Genomic DNA, 19,352 nt, shown 5'->3' on the forward strand with positions numbered 1-19,352 from the left:
CATTAAATTTATATAGATTTACTATTTTTTTTCGTTAATTAATAAAACAAATAAGTTTAAGAATAGAGGTAGATTTAATACATTTATAAAAAATATATATCGCATGAGTTACTATAAGATTGAAAATTTAGAGCAATACTTCAAACATTACAATAAATCAGTACGCGAACCCCGTAAATTTTGGGGTAAAATTGCTGAAGAGAACTTTACTTGGTACCAACAGTGGGATAAAGTGGTTGAGTTTAATATGGCAGAAGCAGATATTAAATGGTTTACTGAAGCAAAGCTAAATATCACTAAAAACTGTATCGATAGACATTTAAATAAAAGAGGAGAGAAAACGGCTATTATTTTTGAGCCTAATAATCCCGATGAAAGCGCTTTGCATATTTCATATAATCAATTGCATCAAAAAGTATGTAAGATGGCCAATGTTTTGCGTGAGCAAGGCATTAAAAAAGGGGATCGCGTTTGTATTTATTTACCTATGATTCCTGAATTAGCAATTTCAGTACTTGCTTGTGCAAGGATTGGAGCGATACATTCTGTAATTTTTGCTGGATTTTCGGCTTCTGCTGTTGCTAATAGAATAATTGATAGCGAATGTAAAATGGTTATCACATCTGATGGTGGTTATCGCGGTAATAAAACAATTGAGTTAAAATCGATTATAGACGAGTCTTTAGAGAAATGTCCTTCAGTCGAAACGGTCTTAGTGGTTAAAAGAACAAATAATACTGTCGAAATGAAAGAAGACAGAGATATCTGGTTACAGCCGTTGCTTGATGAAGCCTCGGATAATTGTGTAGCTGAAATAATGGATGCTGAAGATCCTTTATTTATATTATACACTTCTGGTTCTACAGGAAAACCAAAAGGGATGGTTCATACTACTGCTGGTTATATGGTGCACACGGCGTATACTTTTAAAAATGTTTTTAACTACGAAGAGAATGATGTTTTCTGGTGTACTGCCGATATTGGTTGGATAACAGGTCATTCTTATATTTTATATGGTCCCTTATTAAATGGAGCTACTACTGTTATTTTCGAAGGTGTTCCGTCTTATCCTGATTTTAGTCGTTTTTGGCAAACCATAGAAAAGCATAAAATTACACAGTTTTACACGGCTCCTACAGCAATTAGAGCCTTGGCAAAAGAAAACTTAGAATACGTAAGTAAATACGAGTTAAAAAGTTTAAAAGTAGTAGGATCTGTAGGAGAGCCTATAAACGAAGAAGCTTGGCATTGGTTCAACGATCATGTTGGTGCTAAAAAATGTCCTGTTGTTGATACTTGGTGGCAAACTGAAACAGGTGGCATTATGATTGCTCCTATTGCATTTGTTACTCCTACAAAACCAACTTATGCAACCTTGCCTTTACCCGGGATTCAACCGGTACTGATGGATGAAAAACGAATAGAAATCGAAGGTAATCAAGTGGTAGGTAGTCTCTGTATAAAGTTTCCATGGCCAGGAATTGCGCGAACTATTTGGGGTGATCATCAACGGTACAAAGACACTTATTTCGCAGCTTATCCAGGTAAGTTTTTTACAGGTGACGGCGCTTTACGTGATGAAGTGGGGTATTATAGAATTACAGGTCGTGTTGATGATGTCGTGATTGTTTCAGGTCATAACTTAGGAACTGCTCCGATCGAAGATGCGATAAATGAACATCCAGCGGTTGCAGAGAGTGCTATTGTTGGCTTCCCACACGATGTAAAAGGAAATGCATTGTATGGATATGTGATTTTAAAAGAATCAGGTGAAATTAGAAATAAAGAAAATTTATTCAAAGAAATCAATCAACATATTTCTGATCACGTAGGGCCAATTGCAAAACTAGATAAAATACAGTTTGTTTCCGGTTTACCAAAGACCCGTTCGGGAAAAATCATGCGTAGAATTTTAAGAAAAATTGCTGCTGGTGATTATGCCAATTTCGGAGATATGTCGACTTTACTAAACCCTGAAATTATTGATGAGATTGTAAAGGAAAGTAAATAATAATTATTTAATACAGATTGTTAAAAGCTGCTTCAAAACTTGAAGCAGCTTTTTTTTTTTAGACTAAAAAACAGCTTCATTCGAAGAAATAACCTAATTTTATACTATATGAAAATAGATTCAGCTGTTATAATTGTGGGAGGTGGACTAGCGGGATTAACTGCAGCTATTCATTTGTCAAAACTAGGGTTTAGTGTTGTTGTAATCGAAAAAAATGATTTCCCGAAGCATAAAGTTTGCGGAGAATATATATCAAATGAAGTTTTGGGATATTATAAATGGCTGGATATAAGTCTTTCAGATTTGAATCCAACGGCTATTAAAAATTTAGAATTTTCTACATCGACAGGGAGGCTAATTACTTGTAAATTGCCTTTAGGTGGTTTTGGTCTTAGCAGGTACGCCTTAGATGAATTACTTTATAAAAAAACCATTGCTAACGGAACCATAGTTATTAAAGATACTGTTACCGATATTATTTTTAAAAATGAACAATTTACTGTTAGTACGGAAAACAGTGGGTATTTTAAATCGAAGATTGTATTAGGAGCTTTTGGGAAGCGATCCTCAATGGATCAAAGGATGGACAGAAGTTTTTTCAAAAAGAAGTCATCTTGGCTCGCGGTAAAAGGACATTATTATGGTGATTTTACAGATGATGTAGTAGGATTGCATAATTTTGAAGGTGGTTATTGTGGTGTTTCAAAAGTTGAAAATGATCAAATTAACATTTGTTATTTATGTGATTATGATTCGTTTAAAAAATATAAAAACATAGCCGATTATCAGGTGGATATTCTATATAAAAATCCGTTTTTAAAATCTATTTTTGAATCAAGTACTGCTATTTTTGATAAGCCATTAACGATAGGTCAGATTTCTTTTCGAAAAAAGAAAACTATCGAAAATCATGTTCTTATGATTGGAGATAGTGCTGGATTAATACATCCCTTATGTGGTAATGGAATGGCGATGGCAATACACAGTGCAAAAATTGCATCAGACTTAGTGTGTCAATATCAAAATGGAACTATCAAAACTAGAGGCGAATTAGAAAAAATATATAAGATTGAATGGAATACAAACTTTAGGTCAAGACTCCAAGCGGGACGGTTTTTATCAGCCATTTTGCGAAAGCAAAAACTGTCTTCTTTTATTTTACGTACCTTAGTCTTATTTCCCTTTTTGTTACCAATTATAATAAAAAAAACACATGGCAAGCTCATTATATAAAAGAACTAAATGTTTATAAGTACCAAATATAGAACAGATAAGGAAGAGGTTATGGATGATTTTACCATCGAAGGACATGTTTTAATAACAACTTTGGGACAAATTTCTAATATTAATCAGCAGTTAGGAGGAAACAAGCTAACTTTACAAGGAGTCAAGCGTTTGTTAGTACAAAAACAAATTCATGAGGAAATAACAATAGTTGATGTTGGTTGTGGTAATGGAGATATGCTACGTACGCTTGCAGAATATGGTATGAAAAATAATTTAAAGCTTAAGCTAATTGGAATTGATGCCAATCAATTTACCATTAATCATGCGATGGACTTATCAATAAAATATCCCAATATTAGTTATCGTTCAGAAGATATTTTTGATAAAAAATTTAGTGAGCTAAAGTATGATATAGTCCTGTGCACATTGACATTACATCATTTTAAAGAAGAGGAAATATTGAATATAATGAATACCTTTTATACTAATGCAAAACTAGGTGTAGTAATAAATGATTTACATAGAAGTAGCCTTGCTTATCGTTTGTTTCAGTTGGTTTGCATGGTTTTTAGGTTGAATGATATGTCAAGAGAAGATGGATTAACGTCAATATTAAGAGGTTTTAAAAGAGCCGATCTAATGCGATTTTCGAATGAGCTAAAATTTAAAAATTTCACCATTCATTGGCGTTGGGCTTTTCGATACGAATGGATAATTTCAAAAATATGAGTGCTAAAATAAGTAGTGTTTCAAAACAATTACCCAAATATTCAAGAACTACCGAGGAAATAATGCCTTTTCTAGATAGTTGGTTATCTGGGCAAGAGGATCGTTTTATTCGAAAAGTAAAAAAAATATTTGAAGGAGCTGCAGTGGATAAAAGGTATTCCATCATGGATCCTATCGAAGTTTTTACCAAGACTTCATTTGAAGAACGCAACGACATCTATGTGCGTGAAGTAATCGATTTAGGTGAGAAAGTGCTTGAAAAAGCTTTATTAAAATCAAGTTGGAAACCAACTGATTTGGATTACATTATTACTGTGAGCTGTACTGGAATTATGATTCCTTCTCTGGATGCCTATTTAATTAATAAATTACAATTGCGTCAGGATATTGTACGTCTGCCTGTAACTGAAATGGGGTGTGCGGCAGGAGTTTCGGGAATTATTTACGCTAAAAATTTTCTAAAAGCAAATCCAGGAAAACGAGCTGCTGTTATTGCTGTAGAGAGTCCAACGGCTACTTTTCAATTGGATGACTTTTCTATGGCTAATATTGTAAGTGCGGCTATTTTTGGTGATGGTGCTGCTTGTGTTTTGCTTTCTTCCCATGAGGAGGACGAAGGTCCCGAAATACTCGCCGAAGAAATGTATCATTTTTATGATAATGAACATATGATGGGGTTTAAACTAACAAATTCAGGTTTGCAAATGGTCTTAGATATCGAAGTTCCCAATACTATTGCATCCCATTTCCCAGCAATTATTCATCCTTTTTTAGAGAAAAATAATTTAAATATTACAGATATTGATCATTTAATTTTTCATCCTGGTGGTAAGAAAATTGTGCAAACTGTAGAAGCATTATTTTCTACTTTAGGTAAAAATATCGATGACACAAAAGAAGTTTTACGCTTGTATGGCAATATGTCTAGTGTTACCGTTTTGTATGTTTTAGAAAGGTTCATGGATAAGAAACCTGTCAAAGGTGAAAAAGGCTTGATGTTGAGTTTTGGACCGGGGTTTTCAGCACAGCGTATTTTATTACAATTTTAAAAGTATATAAATGACACATCAAGAAATAATAGCGCATCTTCCATATTCGAAGCCTTTTTTATTCGTTGATGAACTCTTAAACATCGATGAAAATAGAGTGGAGGGTAGTTTTACTTTTGATGAAAATCTAGAATTTTATAAAGGTCATTTTAAGGATTATCCTGTAACACCTGGAGTTATTTTAACCGAAACAATGGCTCAAATTGGAGTGGTATGCTTGGGAATCTATTTGTTAAACAATAGCTTTAATTATGATATTTCAATTGCTTTAACATCAACTGATATTGATTTTATAAAACCAGTTTTTCCAAATGAAAAGGTTCGTGTTTTTTCAGAAAAAATATACTTCCGCTTTGGAAAATTGAAATGCAAAGTTAGTATGAAAAATAGCTTAAACGAATTAGTTTGTCAAGGTGAAATAGCTGGTATGATTACTACTAGAAAGCAAGTAATTTAGCTTTTGATAGAAAATAAAAACGGAAGAAAATGAGTAGGAGAGTTGTTATTACAGGTTTAGGCGTCGTTGCTCCAAATGGAGTAGGACTTGAGGCGTTTACACATGCTATAAAAAATGGTGTCTCGGGAATCAAAAAAGATCCCGACTTAGAACGCTTGCAATTTTCTTGTCAGATTTCCGGTAAGCCTGAGATTTCCACCGAATTATCGTTGAATTATTTCACGGAATTGGAGTTGCGAAATTTTAATTCGACCGGAATTTTATATGGTGTGATAGCAGGTTTAGATGCTTGGCAAGATGCTGGATTAACAATTGAAACAAAGGAATACCCAGATTGGGATAGCGGAACTATTTTTGGAACAGGAACATCTGGAATTGAAAAATTTCGCGAAAGCATCTATAAAATTGATGATCTACAAACTCGAAGATTAGGAAGTACAGCAGTTGCACAAACCATGAACAGCGGAATAAGTGCTTACTTAGGCGGGAAATTGGGATTAGGAAATCAGGTAACTACTAATTCTTCTGCTTGTACAACAGGTACCGAAAGTATCATGATGGCTTTTGATCGAATAAAGTCAGGGCAGGCCAAAAGAATTTTAGCAGGAAGTACGAGTGATTCTGGACCCTATATTTGGGGAGGATTTGATGCGATGCGTGTTTGTACTTTTAAGCACAATAATGATCCAGAGTCAGGTTCACGCCCCATGAGTGCAACGGCCTCAGGTTTTGTACCAGGAAGTGGAGCAGGGGCATTGGTGATTGAAGATCTAGAAACAGCTTTGAATCGTGGAGCTAAAATTTATGCAGAAATTCTCGGTGGAAATATCAACTCTGGAGGACAACGTGGTGAAGGAACAATGACCGCTCCAAACCCAGTAGCAGTTAAAAAATGTATTACTAATGCCATTCAAAATGCAAGAATTGATGCACATGATATAGATGCAATTAACGGGCACTTAACAGCAACTTCAAAAGACAGTTTAGAAATCCAAAATTGGACAGCGGCATTAGGCCGAACAGGTACGGATTTTCCGTATATCAATTCCTTAAAATCAATGGTAGGGCATTGTTTGTCAGCTGCGGGAAGTATTGAAGCTGTAGCTACCATATTGCAATTGCAACAGGGATTTATTTTTCCAAATATAAACTGTACGGACTTGCATCCTGAGATTACAGCCTTAATTGATGCATCAAGAATACCTCAAAAATTAATTTCAACGGATATTAACATAATTGCCAAAGCAAGCTTTGGTTTTGGAGATGTTAATGGCTGTATAATTTTTAAAAAATATACCACATAAAATAATTATAATGAATAAAGAAGAAACGATTACAAAGCTAAAAAGCATCATTAAACCATTTGTCAATAATCAAGAAGCGTTTGAATCATTGAATGAAAACACTGATTTTATAGTAGATTTAAACATCAATTCAGCCAATCTTGTGGATATAATTTTAGATGTCGAAGATGCTTTTGAAATTCATATTGATAATGAATCAATGGAAAAAATGCTAACCGTTAAAGCAACATTAGATATTATCGAAGCTAAATTAGCAGAGAAATGATAGGGAATGATATTGTGGATTTGGCTTTAGCCAAAAAAGAAAGCAATTGGAAACGGGCTCGTTATTTAGGTAAACTTTTTACAATTCACGAACAAAATTTAATTCATTTAGCAGAAAATCAAGATGTTATAATCTGGAATTTATGGAGTAGGAAGGAAGCTGCTTACAAGATATTCAATAGACAGACACGAATTAGAGCTTTCAATCCTACACAGTTTGAATGCATTTATACCAATGAAAATTGTGGACAAGTACAGTATAAGAACGAAATCTACTATACAAAAACAACTATTGATAATGATAAAATTCATACCATAGCAACCGTTGAGGCATTGTATTTTGATAAAATTAATTTTATAAAAGACGACTATTTAATATATAAAAGAGATGGTTTTCCTTATGTACAAAACAGTACAACTACCGATGAAAACATCGTGTCTAAAAGTCATCACGGCAGGTTTAGTGCCTGTATTGCGTTGGTTTTATTTTAGACCTAATCTCGATTTTAATTTAAGAAAAAGTAATGCGATACGATATGCCTCATGAGCAGAGGAGTTTCTATCACTTACCGGAATTTTAAAAGCATCCGATAATTCATCCAATGAAAAATCCTTATCGGTGATGTCGTTTAACTTTCGATACATAATATCAATATCTAGTGCTTCATTTTTCAAACGGCCACATCCCATTTTTTCCAAAGCAATGTTGATCATTTCGACATCAAAATCTACGTGATGACCAACGATTACTGCATTACCAAGGTATTCTATAAAGTTAGTAATAGCTTCTGTTTCGCCTTGTTTAGGCATTTTACTTTCCAAAATGAATTCATTAAAAATTTTATTTTCGTGAAAGTACTTGTACTGCAATAAGATCGTTTCAAAATTGTCTCCTATCAGGATATTGTCATCAACAACTGCAAATGCACTAATTGAAAAAATGACATCTAGATGAAGGTTTAATCCAGAGGTTTCAGTAGATAGAACCACATATCTTTTTGATTTTTTATCAAATTTAGACAAATAGGTTTTCCAAAATTCAGGATAATCTTTATTTATGTTTTTAAGCCAGTCCAGCATATTTATGAAAATTGAGTCAGTTGAAAAGTGTCTTTAATTAAGTCTTCCAATTCTTTCATTGGAGCAAGTGCATTTTTTAATTTTTCTTTATCTGTTTTTGACAATTCATCTAAATTGATATATTGACCTGAATTATCATTTTTTAAGCCTTCCAAAGCTCTGAATTTTGAAAGTACTAAAAAAGCTTCAGCACATTCTAAGAATATTTCAGCATATTTTGGTAATGTTATGGCCAGTTGCTTGAAACGAATGTAGGTATTATTAATTCCTTTAATATTATGACTTAATGTAAATAGTCGAGCACCATCTATTAATGGCATCAAGGCACGGGTTTTTATATCGAACTTATCTTTATACGGGCCTTCTTCTTCAACATTAAATTTTTTGAAAAAAGTTAATGGAGCATTTTTACGCAGCGCATCGTTACCCAAGAAATCAAAAAACAGTGTGTTGTTAGTGACATTTTTGAATATAATTTCATTAATGGTGTCTTCAATTTTTTGTTCACCATAAACGATTTCATAATCAAAAAAGATGCTACTCAAATCATTGTTGTTTTCACCAGGAGTATTGATCCAATTATTATATTGTTTGGTCCAATCTGTCAGTGACTTACACCAAAGTCTGTTGCTAGCCATATGTCCATTTGGGCAAAGTTCATAACCTACCTCTTGTAATATCAAAGTTGTTTTTTCACCTAGATTAAGGAAATAGTCTTTGACTTCACGGTATTTTTCAGGTTCAACATCTTCAAAAATGAGAATACTATCTTGATCCGTAGGTAGTAATTGCTCTTTACGTCCTTGACTACCAATGCTTAACCAAGCAAATCGAGCAGGAGCGGAGCCAATTTTCAAAAGAGTAATTTCGACAGCACGTTTAATGATAGCAAAATTGATTTCACTAGCAATATTTGAAACATGTGTAAGAGGAATATTTTTTTGAATAGACATTTGAATCAAATCAGCAAGTCTTGTTCGAATAAGTTTTAAATCTAAAGCAGTATGTGAATGTTTAATTTCTTTTAATAAAACGCCTGGGTTATTAGCTTGAGCAACAACCAAATCATGTTCTGAAATCACGCCTTTAACCTCCGAATTATCAGATCCATCCGTTGTAACGCAGAGGTGCGTAACATTATTTTTCAGCATTAATAGTTGCGCTTCAGCTAATGAAACATTTTCTAAAACAGTGATAACGGGTGACACCATAACGCTCTTAACTGGAACAGTAATTGCGAATTGACCTGTTGCAATCTTTGAAGACATGTCTTTATCAGTTACAATTCCGATAGGCAAATTGTTTGCACTAATAATTGCACTAGTCGTTCGGGCTTCGGCCATTAGTTGGGCAACATCTTTCACTATTGTTGCTGTAGTTACAATTACAGGACTATTGTTGTATGATAAACTTTGAAAATATTGCATTTCAGATTGTTGACCGGAATAAGCAACAGTATCAGAAATAAGGTTGCTATGCACATTTTTATTCGACTTTGAATTACGAGTATTTACTGCAAAATTGTCCAATAAAAAATTGAGAACCTCAGTATTATTTGCAACAAAAGGACGAAAAACAGCGATAGGAATGGCGTAAATAACGCTTTCTTCACGTGCACGAGCCGTCATTATATAGTTGTTTTTTTCAAAAAAAGGTCGCAAGCCAAATATGGAACCTTTGTGACATTTATTTAAAATTCGTTCTTCGGCATCTGTAATAACAGTTAAATTAATCAAACCAGAAGCGACAACATAAAAGCTATCATGCAATGAATCGTCAATTTGAAACAGTGTTTTATTAATTTCTAAATTTATAACTCTAATGTTCGTAGCAATTGTAGACAACTCCTCAAAAGTCAAGTTGTTGAATGGTACATATTCTCTTAAAAAATCAGCAATATGATTGGCAATTGTGTTCATAGCGTTATAAATTTTACTGAAGCAAAATTAATAATTTTAAATGTAAGTTGGTCTGTATTCCTATTAAGATTTAAAGATGTTATACAATCTTTATGTGAGGATAGATAATGCAGTGTTGTAGTGTAATGATCGCTAACAGATTATAGATAGTGTTCTTCTTATTATTTCTATTTTACATAATATAAATTATAGTTCAAAAATACAGCAATCCATTTGTAATTCAAAGGTTGGCGGATTTCCTACTTTATATTTTACATTCACATTTGCTATTTTAAATTATCACTCTTTTGCGCAAACTTCCGATACAATTTTCAAAAACTACACGAAAATTGAGATTCAGAAAATTGACAGCGTTATTAATTTCAAATTGATAATTCTTTCGGTGTCGGCATAAATTTCTCTAATTTTTCAAATTATTTTCAAACCAAAAAACGCAATGAAATTGAAGCCGAAAAGCTAAAATTTCAGCTTCTTGATGCGAAAAATAAAACTTTGGAAAACCTTTCTAATGAATACGAATTAATCCTAAATACATTCGAGATTTTACGTCTAGAGCTAGAAAATACCACACTAGCAAAGGAAATTTTTAACCTTAAAAAAAGCCAGTATGAAAACAACAAAATAACCCTAGAAATGTGGTTAAATGTGCAAAATGATTATCAAAAAATTAATCTTTTGCTTTTTGCGAAGCGCAAAAATTTAATAACCAAAATGAAACAATTTGAAGTAAAAATAAAAAGTTCCTGCTTTCGACAGGAACTTGAGTATTTATCAATTAATCTGACTAATCAATAAATTTATTTTATATGGACAAAAATACAATATTATCAGTAATATCCGAACAACAAATATTTTTAGCATTCTTAAAGCTCTCGTATGTTCCCAAAGGAAACATTTCCTCGCCTTTTTCAAAGGATAAAAAAGCAAGCTTTAAATTATATGCAAATAATACTTTTAAATGCAATTCTACAGGAAAACAAGGCGATTGCTTCCAGTTTGTAGCTGATCTCAAAAACATTGATTGCAAAAGCAATTTTCACGATGTTTTAAGCGAAATCACAAAGGAATTCCCCGCTTTCGATTTTACAAAACCTATTCCGGAACATCAAAAAAGAAAAAATATTGCGGATCCTGGTCCCGAATTAAATCCCGCCCCAAATACTGAAATAAATGACACTCATTTTTCTTTTGCTACAAAGAAATTTGAAACGGCTCATTTAGATTATTTTTCGCAAAGTAACTGGAATGTATCACAGGAAATACTTAAAAAATACAATGTTTTTGCACTGGATAAATTTGAGTTTTACAACTCCAAAAAAGAGGAAATTTCAAAGCTTAAATTGTTTACTGGAGTTCTAGGCTTCGCCTATAAATTAAACGATTCTGTAGCCGAAATCTATATTCCACAACAGGAAAAAGCAACTAAATTCTTTCTCAATAAATTTCGCTCTGGCGATATTTTCGGCTTTGAGCAATTAAATCCTAAAGCGGAATTTATTATTATTTGTGCGGGCAAAAAGGATTGTTAAATCCTTAATGCAAACGGCTTTAACGCCGTTTCTTTTCGTTCCGAAAATCACAATATTACGCCCGAACAAATGAAATCTTTGGGCAATAAAAATATTTTTATTTGCTACGATAATGACGAAGCTGGCATAAATGCACGTAAAAAAATTGGTGCGAAATATGACGTTAAAGAAATTGTTTTACCAGATGATATAAATGATGTTGCCGATTTTTTTAAGACAAATAACAAAGCTGATTTTCAAAAATTGATTGATAATGTCACCGCTTCCAGCGTTGATAAATCAAAGGAAATATATTCTATATTCCATCAAACCGAAGATTTTATAAGTAATAAATACAAGTTCCGTTACAATCAAATTAAAATGTTTGTCGAAATCGCTCCGCTTAATTCCGATGTTTGGAAAGAATTAAACGAGAATAATTTATACTTGGATTTGCAAAAACACGGGATTAAAATTTCAATTGGAAATCTTTCCGCTATTTTGAAATCTGACTTTTGCAAAGACTTCAATCCTATTCAAAATTACTTTGAAAATCTCCCAAAATGGGACGGTCAAACGGATCACATTGCAAACCTCGCAAAATATGTTTTGGCTTTTGATGCTACAGCTTTTGAATACCATTTTAAAAAATGGCTCGTTCGTTCCGTGTTTTGTGCAATGGATGACCACTTTTTTAATAAACAAGCTTTGGTTTTAGTTTCTAATCAAAACGACGGTAAAACCTCGTTTTGGAACTGGTTAAGCCCCGCCCCTCTTTCTGCATATTATACCGATAGAATTACAACCGATAAAGACGGTATTATTTCGCTTGCACGAAATTTTATGATAAATATTGACGAATTAGCGAGTTTAAATAAACAAGATACAAAGCAATTAAAAGCGTTGTTTTCTATGAAAAATATTAATATTCGTGTGCCTTTTGGTCGTAATGAAGCTAATTTATTGCGCCGTTGTTCTTTCGTTGGTTCTACGAACGAACAAAGCTTTTTAGCTGACGAAACTGGCTCAGTTCGTTGGTTGTGTTTTAATATTAAAGGCATTAATTGGGATTACTCAAAACATTGCAATGTTGATTTTGTTTGGGCTCAGGCTTACGCCTTATGGAAATCTACCACAAACCGCAATCAATGGGATTTGTCAAAAGAAGAAATTGAAAACAACGAAAAACGCAACGCCAAATTCAAACAACTTTCAATCGAACAGGAATTAATCGGGCGTTATTTTGAAAAAGCCCAATTTGGTCAAGGAAAACACTTTACCAGTACTGATATACTAGTTTATTTGCGCCCTTTGGGCGTTAATGTCAATGCTGTAGCCGTTGGGCGTGCAATGCATTCTTTGGGTTATGAAAAGGCAAAAGAAACAGGCGTTTACGGGTATTGGTTACACCCAAAACCGCTTTATGAAGAAAGTAATTATAATACATTACGTGAAGGAAGTTTTCACAAACCCGATAGCCCACATATTCCAAATATTAAACCAGCTGTAGAACCAGTTTTGCAAACTGAAATCGAATTAAAACAAAACTAATTATGAAGAAAAAAACAAAGAATTTTTTCTTAGATAAATTCGAAGAAATACACGAAAATCAAATTATCAATCTTTTTTGTTTTGATACTCAAAATCCAAATTCGGAAAATGATTGTCATTTAGAAATCAAAGCATATCCACCAATTGGAAGCGTTATAGTTTTTGGAAATCATAAACCATCATTCAAAATTGAATCGTTAGAAATCCAATGGCCAAAAGGTCAAACTTGCATCGCAAATGGCGTTTTTTTGGTTTAAATCAATTTCCAGTAAAAAAATAAATATGAAATAATTACTTTGAAAATCTCCCAAAATGGGACGGTCAAACGGATCACATTGCAAACCTCGCAAAATATGTTTTGGCTTTTGATGCTACAGCTTTTGAATACCATTTTAAAAAATGGCTCGTTCGTTCCGTGTTTTGTGCAATGGATGACCACTTTTTTAATAAACAAGCTTTGGTTTTAGTTTCTAATCAAAACGACGGTAAAACCTCGTTTTGGAACTGGTTAAGCCCCGCCCCTCTTTCTGCATATTATACCGATAGAATTACAACCGATAAAGACGGTATTATTTCGCTTGCACGAAATTTTATGATAAATATTGACGAATTAGCGAGTTTAAATAAACAAGATACAAAGCAATTAAAAGCGTTGTTTTCTATGAAAAATATTAATATTCGTGTGCCTTTTGGTCGTAATGAAGCTAATTTATTGCGCCGTTGTTCTTTCGTTGGTTCTACGAACGAACAAAGCTTTTTAGCTGACGAAACTGGCTCAGTTCGTTGGTTGTGTTTTAATATTAAAGGCATTAATTGGGATTACTCAAAACATTGCAATGTTGATTTTGTTTGGGCTCAGGCTTACGCCTTATGGAAATCTACCACAAACCGCAATCAATGGGATTTGTCAAAAGAAGAAATTGAAAACAACGAAAAACGCAACGCCAAATTCAAACAACTTTCAATCGAACAGGAATTAATCGGGCGTTATTTTGAAAAAGCCCAATTTGGTCAAGGAAAACACTTTACCAGTACTGATATACTAGTTTATTTGCGCCCTTTGGGCGTTAATGTCAATGCTGTAGCCGTTGGGCGTGCAATGCATTCTTTGGGTTATGAAAAGGCAAAAGAAACAGGCGTTTACGGGTATTGGTTACACCCAAAACCGCTTTATGAAGAAAGTAATTATAATACATTACGTGAAGGAAGTTTTCACAAACCCGATAGCCCACATATTCCAAATATTAAACCAGCTGTAGAACCAGTTTTGCAAACTGAAATCGAATTAAAACAAAACTAATTATGAAGAAAAAAACAAAGAATTTTTTCTTAGATAAATTCGAAGAAATACACGAAAATCAAATTATCAATCTTTTTTGTTTTGATACTCAAAATCCAAATTCGGAAAATGATTGTCATTTAGAAATCAAAGCATATCCACCAATTGGAAGCGTTATAGTTTTTGGAAATCATAAACCATCATTCAAAATTGAATCGTTAGAAATCCAATGGCCAAAAGGTCAAACTTGCATCGCAAATGGCGTTTTTTTGGTTTAAATCAATTTCCAGTAAAAAAATAAATATGAAATATAGTGAAATAAGTTACCCATCTTACCCAATCTATATAAATACTATATTTTATAAGGGTTTAGACTGGGTAAGATACTTAAAATAAAAGTTACCCATAAGTTACCCGAAGTTACCCAAAAGACAAATGTTAAAATTTTAACATTTGGGTAAGATGGGTAAGATGAAAAAAGATGCTTTTTTATCTTACCCGCCCAGCTATCACTGGGCTGGGTAAGATGGTAAGATGTTTTAGCACTTTTGAGAAATTTAAAAATAGAAAACTATGAAAAATGCAATCAATTCTTTAATCATTAATTTCTTTTTGAGTTCAAATGAATTTGAATTTCGTGATTTTGATATGAATAAAACTATGGATGAATTAGAGCCACTTTTGAAATCTACAATCAAACATTATTTGTATCTCAAAAAAACAAATCCTACTGATATTCCGTACAAAAACGTTAATTTCATTTCGGAAAAAAAATAAAAATTCCACTCGGGTGTACCATCGGGAACCAGCCAAACGCAAGCGCCCCTATCGGGGTTGGTGGCTGGCACCCGCTGGCACACCGCTCGCTCCATAAAAAACCGTAGATAATCAAATTTACACGCCTATGTTAGTCAAACAATTTAATTACATCAGCAAAGAAGAATCTTTGCAAATGCTAGAGTCAATAAAATATATCAAACATCGTGTTATCGTACTGTTAATGCTGGATGCGGGTTTGAGAATTTCCGAAGCTTGCAGTATAAAATGTAAAAATTTTGATTTCAAAAATCGAACGCTAACAATACAATCAGCAAAAAAAAGAGGTGCAAAACATTTGCGCACTATTCCAATTTCAAACCGCTTGTACCAAGCTATTGCGGATTATTTGGCAAATGCCAAAATCTCAATTGAATCAGATTCTTATTTATTTCCTTCTCCATCGCTTGCAGGAAAACATTTGTCCAGAAAAACAATGTGGGAAGCGATTAACCTAATCAGCAAAAAAAACAAATATTCCAAATTTGCATCCGCACGCCTTACGGCATTCGTTTGCAACTCATCATTTATCTGCTGGCACTTCGCTTGCAGAAATCAAAGAAATGTTAGGACACACGAACTATAATACTACTTTGATTTATGCCGAAATTCCCACGGAAGAATTAAGAAATCGGGTTAATGCGGTTACGGCTTCGCCTCTTAAATGGTATCAAAAATTATATAATTTTCTTGTGCCAAAACCACTAGATAAAATCATAAATATTGATTTTACGGAATCGTATTTTACAATCGGGAGGAATCCCGAATTGATGAACTTAAACACCAATATCAATAAAAACATAAATACGCTTTTGATTGGAAATATTGGCGTTGGCAAATCGCATTTGCTTAAAAACATTACCACGGATAAAAAAATACTTCGCTTGGATGACACCGAAAATATCAAGAAATCATTAGCGCAAATATTGCTTTTCCTTTTCAAGGAAAAAGAAACCGTTCTAGCTATGTTGTGGAAAGATTTTACAACCGATGAAATCAATAAAAAAATACAAAGAGAAAATACAATCAATCTTTGTGAAACCATTATTTCAGCGGTTAAACCGCTGGAATATTGTTTGATTATCGATGATATTACAAACATCACGCCTACGGCTAAAAAAGTAATCGAACGATTAAAAGATACTTTTATAATCGTGGCGGGCGCACGTGAAGTAAAAGCCGTGAATACTTCATTTATTTGGAATTTCGAGAAAGTCGAATTGAAAAATTTGAACCGTCGCGAATCGTTTTTATTGATAAATCAATTGGCTAATAATTTGGATGTCCAAAACAAGGAATTGTTTTGGAATCATATTTATGATCAAACCGTGGGAAACCCACGGGCAATCTCTGAATTAATCAATCGATACAAAAAAGAACCTTTTTTGGATACTCAAACAATTAGGGAAATTCGCCATTCTGGCGCATTGCCCGAAATCGATATGACTTGGATAATTTTGGTGTCTTTGGGCTTGCTTACTTCGCTCCGTTTCCTCTCGCGGGAAATGGACGAACCTGCCCTGCGGTTCATCGGTTCAATGGCTATGATTTTGCTTTTTTTGGTGCGCCCGCTGATGGCGAACTTCAAAAGGAAGTTTTTGTAAAACTTTGTCGGGTTTTGGCACATTTCCAAACCCGTCATTATCTTTATTTTGTCGGGTGCGCGCCTTTCCGTATATAAGTATATTACATAGTAAATAGTAAGTAAATAAGTAAGAATAATAATAAATAATTGTAAGAATAAATAATAATAAAACTCAATAAATAATAATCAAATAATAGTATCTCATAAATAAATAGTAAATAATAGTCAATAAATAATACAAAGTGAGTAATAGTAAGACTTAACAAAGAATAATCAAATAATAATAGTACATAAATAATGAGAAGTAAATATATAATAGTCGTAATAATAGCAATGATTGTAAATAGTTGTAATAGTCAAAAATCAACTGTAAATAATAAACATCAAGAATCTGAAAATGATAAAAGACAAGAAGCATTTGACGAATTATATGAAGAAAATCACTAATGAATTTAGAATCTTTAATAAATGAAAACGTAAAATTGATAAATACTAGAAATGGTAAAACAATCGCTTTTGGAACTGTAGAATTAATTGAAGATTTAGACAATAAAAAAGTTATAAAACTTAAGAATAATACCAAAAAAATAATATTTAAAAACATAGAAATTCAATACATAATCTTATGACTGCACCAAATCATTTAACTGGAGGAATAGTATTTACAGGTTTATTTTGTAGTTTTTTTTCAGTGAATATTTTTGCGAATCCTATATTTATTACAGCTACGTTATTTGGTTCTTTATTGCCCGATATAGATCATACTAAGAGTTGGATTGGAAAAGCTTTTTATCCTATTGCTAAATGGTTATCTGTAAATTATGGTCATAGAACTATTACACATTCAGTGTTTTTTTTAATCGGAATTTGTCTTTTGAGTGTTTTTATAGAAAAGAATTTTAGAGCCGATTACAGCATTTCGATTATTTTATTTTTTTCTGTTCTTTCTCATTTGATTTTTGATATGGTTACACTTCAAGGAATTCCTTTATTTTATCCGTTTTATAAAAATCCTTGTGTTTTACCAGCCAATCCCGAAATGAGAATAAGAAGCGGAAATATTCGTCAAGAAGGAATCATTTTATTTATTTTTTGTTTTCTTACTTTCTTTATGCAGGATTTATTTGCAAATGGTTTTTGGTCCACAATAAACAATAATTTCAATGATGTAAAACACCAAATAAAAGAATATAAAAAATCTCCAAACGTTCTAAATATAGATTACGATTACAACATTTACCAAACCAAATACAAAGGAAAAGGAACTTATATACAAGCTTCTGAAAGTGAAATTTATATTTTATCTCAAGATAAAGTTTTAGCGTTAAAAAAAGACACTCCGGGACTTAAAATAAAATTGCTGAAAACCACAAAAACAAATCATAAAATCCACGAAAATAAAATTGAAATAACTGATTTTACTGAGGAACAACTAAATAATTTGATAAAAAGAAAATTTATAGCAAATGCAACAATTTACTCCAGCTTTGCAACTTCATTGATAAATAATCCTTTAGAATTAAAGAAAAAATTTGAGATTGAGAATAAATACAATTTGGCTTTTAAATCGCACATTCAAGATACAATTTTATCAAACAAACAAAAAAGGATTGCGGAATTGGAATTAAAGCTTAAAAGCGAAGAAAACCAACTAATAAACGATAACAAAAACTATTATTTATCACTGGATGAATTACAACAGCAAAAAAATAAATTACAATCTAAACTATCGAATTACGAACTAAACGAAATCAAGAAAAATATAATTGAACTCGAAAATAAAATTTCAAATTATCACATAAAAACTAATTTGATGATTCCAGAATATAAAAATCAATTAGCAAAAATTAAAACTTGTAAATCTCAAAACATCACTTATTCAGGACAAATCACTTATATCGAAATCATTAAGTAAATAAAAAAAGATAGGATTTATTTTTAGTGTTTTTTATAAGTGTGGCAAAGAAAAATTGCCACACACATAAAAAAATAAAAGAATTCGGATTCAATAATATTGTTTTCAGTTGCAGAAAAAGCAACCCAAAAACAATAACATTGAGTTTTAAATATTTACGGCTAACGCCTTAAAAACTCCGCTTCGCTCCGTCGCCTTCGCTTCGCATCAGAATTCCCGAACCGCTTACCAATCTTTGTCGATATGCGTGTGTCGGGGGTGGCTCCCCCGAACCCCCCAACATTCTTTTTCCATTGCACTTTTTGTTAAAAACAAAATCCGATTTTACCATTAGTGGCACAATAGGTATAGCGGGGGGCCTGCCCTACCACGGTGCAAAAAAACCACTAGCAACGGGGCTAAAAGTATATACCGCTTAGCCCCGTCGCCAGCGGTTGCACCTGAGCCCCCCGCTATTCGTTTATGTTCCGCCACAGGCAATTATTGCAACAATATGGCAGGGAAGAAAAATCCCTACCATATTGTCACAATAATAAGTGTCGGACGCTCCCGTCGCGGATAAAAAAAAGGGGCTATCTACTTGAGGGCACTGAAAAACTACGCATATTTTGATTAACGTCGTTTTCTAGAGATTAAAAAAGCGCTTATAATAGGATTT

The 19,352-nt window shown here is 32.8% G+C and carries 19 protein-coding genes and 1 pseudogene; 18 read left to right on the forward strand and 2 right to left on the reverse strand.

Features of this window, described 5'->3' with window-relative positions; translation table 11 throughout:
* Window positions 1–103 precede the first annotated feature (103 nt).
* The 8 genes from acs to H8R24_RS12605 all read left to right on the forward strand — a co-directional run bounded on the left by acs (window position 104) and on the right by H8R24_RS12605 (window position 7,533).
* Window positions 104–2,011, forward strand: coding sequence for an acetate--CoA ligase (gene acs / locus H8R24_RS12570; RefSeq protein ID WP_187019521.1), 1,908 nt, complete (start codon window positions 104–106; stop codon window positions 2,009–2,011).
* A gap of 108 nt (window positions 2,012–2,119) precedes the next feature.
* A complete protein-coding gene (locus H8R24_RS12575) occupies window positions 2,120–3,244 on the forward strand; it encodes an NAD(P)/FAD-dependent oxidoreductase (protein ID WP_187019520.1) in 1,125 nt (374 codons plus the stop codon).
* Window positions 3,245–3,253: 9 nt separating this feature from the next.
* Window positions 3,254–3,967 carry a methyltransferase domain-containing protein gene (locus H8R24_RS12580; RefSeq protein WP_187019518.1) on the forward strand — a complete coding sequence of 238 codons (714 nt, stop codon included), beginning with the start codon at window positions 3,254–3,256 and terminating at the stop codon, window positions 3,965–3,967.
* Complete coding sequence (locus H8R24_RS12585; RefSeq protein WP_187019516.1) at window positions 3,964–5,016, forward strand: type III polyketide synthase; 1,053 nt, start codon at window positions 3,964–3,966, stop codon at window positions 5,014–5,016. The genes H8R24_RS12580 and H8R24_RS12585 overlap by 4 nt, the downstream gene beginning before the upstream one ends.
* A 10-nt stretch (window positions 5,017–5,026) precedes the next feature.
* Window positions 5,027–5,473: a 3-hydroxyacyl-ACP dehydratase FabZ family protein gene (locus tag H8R24_RS12590; RefSeq protein ID WP_187019514.1), complete on the forward strand. Its 447-nt coding sequence runs from the start codon at window positions 5,027–5,029 to the stop codon at window positions 5,471–5,473.
* 29 nt (window positions 5,474–5,502) lie between these two features.
* Window positions 5,503–6,777 (forward strand): beta-ketoacyl-[acyl-carrier-protein] synthase family protein, encoded by a 1,275-nt coding sequence (locus tag H8R24_RS12595; RefSeq protein ID WP_187019512.1) that lies wholly within the window; start codon window positions 5,503–5,505, stop codon window positions 6,775–6,777.
* Window positions 6,778–6,787: 10 nt separating this feature from the next.
* Complete coding sequence (locus H8R24_RS12600) at window positions 6,788–7,042, forward strand: acyl carrier protein (RefSeq protein ID WP_187019511.1); 255 nt, start codon at window positions 6,788–6,790, stop codon at window positions 7,040–7,042.
* Window positions 7,039–7,533: a 4'-phosphopantetheinyl transferase family protein gene (locus H8R24_RS12605; protein WP_187019509.1), complete on the forward strand. Its 495-nt coding sequence runs from the start codon at window positions 7,039–7,041 to the stop codon at window positions 7,531–7,533. Before H8R24_RS12600 ends, H8R24_RS12605 begins: the two co-directional genes overlap by 4 nt.
* Here H8R24_RS12605 and H8R24_RS12610 read toward each other — a convergent pair.
* Both H8R24_RS12610 and H8R24_RS12615 read right to left on the reverse strand, forming a co-directional pair.
* Window positions 7,525–8,121 carry a 3'-5' exonuclease gene (locus H8R24_RS12610; RefSeq protein ID WP_187019507.1) on the reverse strand — a complete coding sequence of 199 codons (597 nt, stop codon included), beginning with the start codon at window positions 8,119–8,121 and terminating at the stop codon, window positions 7,525–7,527. The two genes, H8R24_RS12605 and H8R24_RS12610, sit on opposite strands and share 9 nt — an antisense overlap.
* A 2-nt stretch (window positions 8,122–8,123) precedes the next feature.
* The gene (locus H8R24_RS12615; protein WP_187019505.1) at window positions 8,124–10,040 is read right to left on the reverse strand and encodes a DUF294 nucleotidyltransferase-like domain-containing protein; all 1,917 of its coding nucleotides are present in this window, start codon (window positions 10,038–10,040) and stop codon (window positions 8,124–8,126) included.
* A gap of 366 nt (window positions 10,041–10,406) precedes the next feature.
* Between H8R24_RS12615 and H8R24_RS18430 the strand changes: the two genes are divergently transcribed.
* From H8R24_RS18430 to H8R24_RS12655, 10 genes and pseudogenes are all read left to right on the forward strand, one after another.
* On the forward strand, window positions 10,407–10,835 hold the full coding sequence (locus H8R24_RS18430; RefSeq protein WP_187019559.1) for a TolC family protein: 429 nt from the start codon (window positions 10,407–10,409) through the stop codon (window positions 10,833–10,835).
* Between the two features lie 11 nt (window positions 10,836–10,846).
* Window positions 10,847–11,569 carry a hypothetical protein gene (locus tag H8R24_RS18200; RefSeq protein ID WP_225876819.1) on the forward strand — a complete coding sequence of 241 codons (723 nt, stop codon included), beginning with the start codon at window positions 10,847–10,849 and terminating at the stop codon, window positions 11,567–11,569.
* Entirely contained in the window at window positions 11,570–13,099 is a 1,530-nt protein-coding gene (locus tag H8R24_RS18205; protein ID WP_317173680.1) for a VapE domain-containing protein, read from the forward strand.
* Between the two features lie 2 nt (window positions 13,100–13,101).
* The gene (locus tag H8R24_RS12630; RefSeq protein WP_187019503.1) at window positions 13,102–13,356 is read left to right on the forward strand and encodes a hypothetical protein; all 255 of its coding nucleotides are present in this window, start codon (window positions 13,102–13,104) and stop codon (window positions 13,354–13,356) included.
* 59 nt (window positions 13,357–13,415) lie between these two features.
* Window positions 13,416–14,399: pseudogene (locus H8R24_RS12635) on the forward strand (VapE domain-containing protein); the annotation flags it as partial.
* A 2-nt stretch (window positions 14,400–14,401) separates the two neighbouring features.
* Window positions 14,402–14,656, forward strand: a complete 255-nt coding sequence (locus H8R24_RS12640; RefSeq protein WP_187019503.1) for a hypothetical protein — start codon at window positions 14,402–14,404, stop codon at window positions 14,654–14,656.
* Between the two features lie 295 nt (window positions 14,657–14,951).
* On the forward strand, window positions 14,952–15,155 hold the full coding sequence (locus H8R24_RS12645) for a hypothetical protein (RefSeq protein WP_187019501.1): 204 nt from the start codon (window positions 14,952–14,954) through the stop codon (window positions 15,153–15,155).
* A gap of 127 nt (window positions 15,156–15,282) precedes the next feature.
* Window positions 15,283–15,780 (forward strand): tyrosine-type recombinase/integrase, encoded by a 498-nt coding sequence (locus H8R24_RS18320; RefSeq protein WP_262891102.1) that lies wholly within the window; start codon window positions 15,283–15,285, stop codon window positions 15,778–15,780.
* The gene (locus tag H8R24_RS12650) at window positions 15,680–16,798 is read left to right on the forward strand and encodes a tyrosine-type recombinase/integrase (RefSeq protein ID WP_262891101.1); all 1,119 of its coding nucleotides are present in this window, start codon (window positions 15,680–15,682) and stop codon (window positions 16,796–16,798) included. Before H8R24_RS18320 ends, H8R24_RS12650 begins: the two co-directional genes overlap by 101 nt.
* A gap of 606 nt (window positions 16,799–17,404) precedes the next feature.
* Window positions 17,405–18,694, forward strand: a complete 1,290-nt coding sequence (locus tag H8R24_RS12655; RefSeq protein WP_187019499.1) for a metal-dependent hydrolase — start codon at window positions 17,405–17,407, stop codon at window positions 18,692–18,694.
* Window positions 18,695–19,352 lie beyond the last annotated feature (658 nt).

This window comes from Flavobacterium muglaense (genome assembly GCF_014305155.1).
GTDB classification, from domain to species: Bacteria; Bacteroidota; Bacteroidia; order Flavobacteriales; family Flavobacteriaceae; genus Flavobacterium; species Flavobacterium muglaense.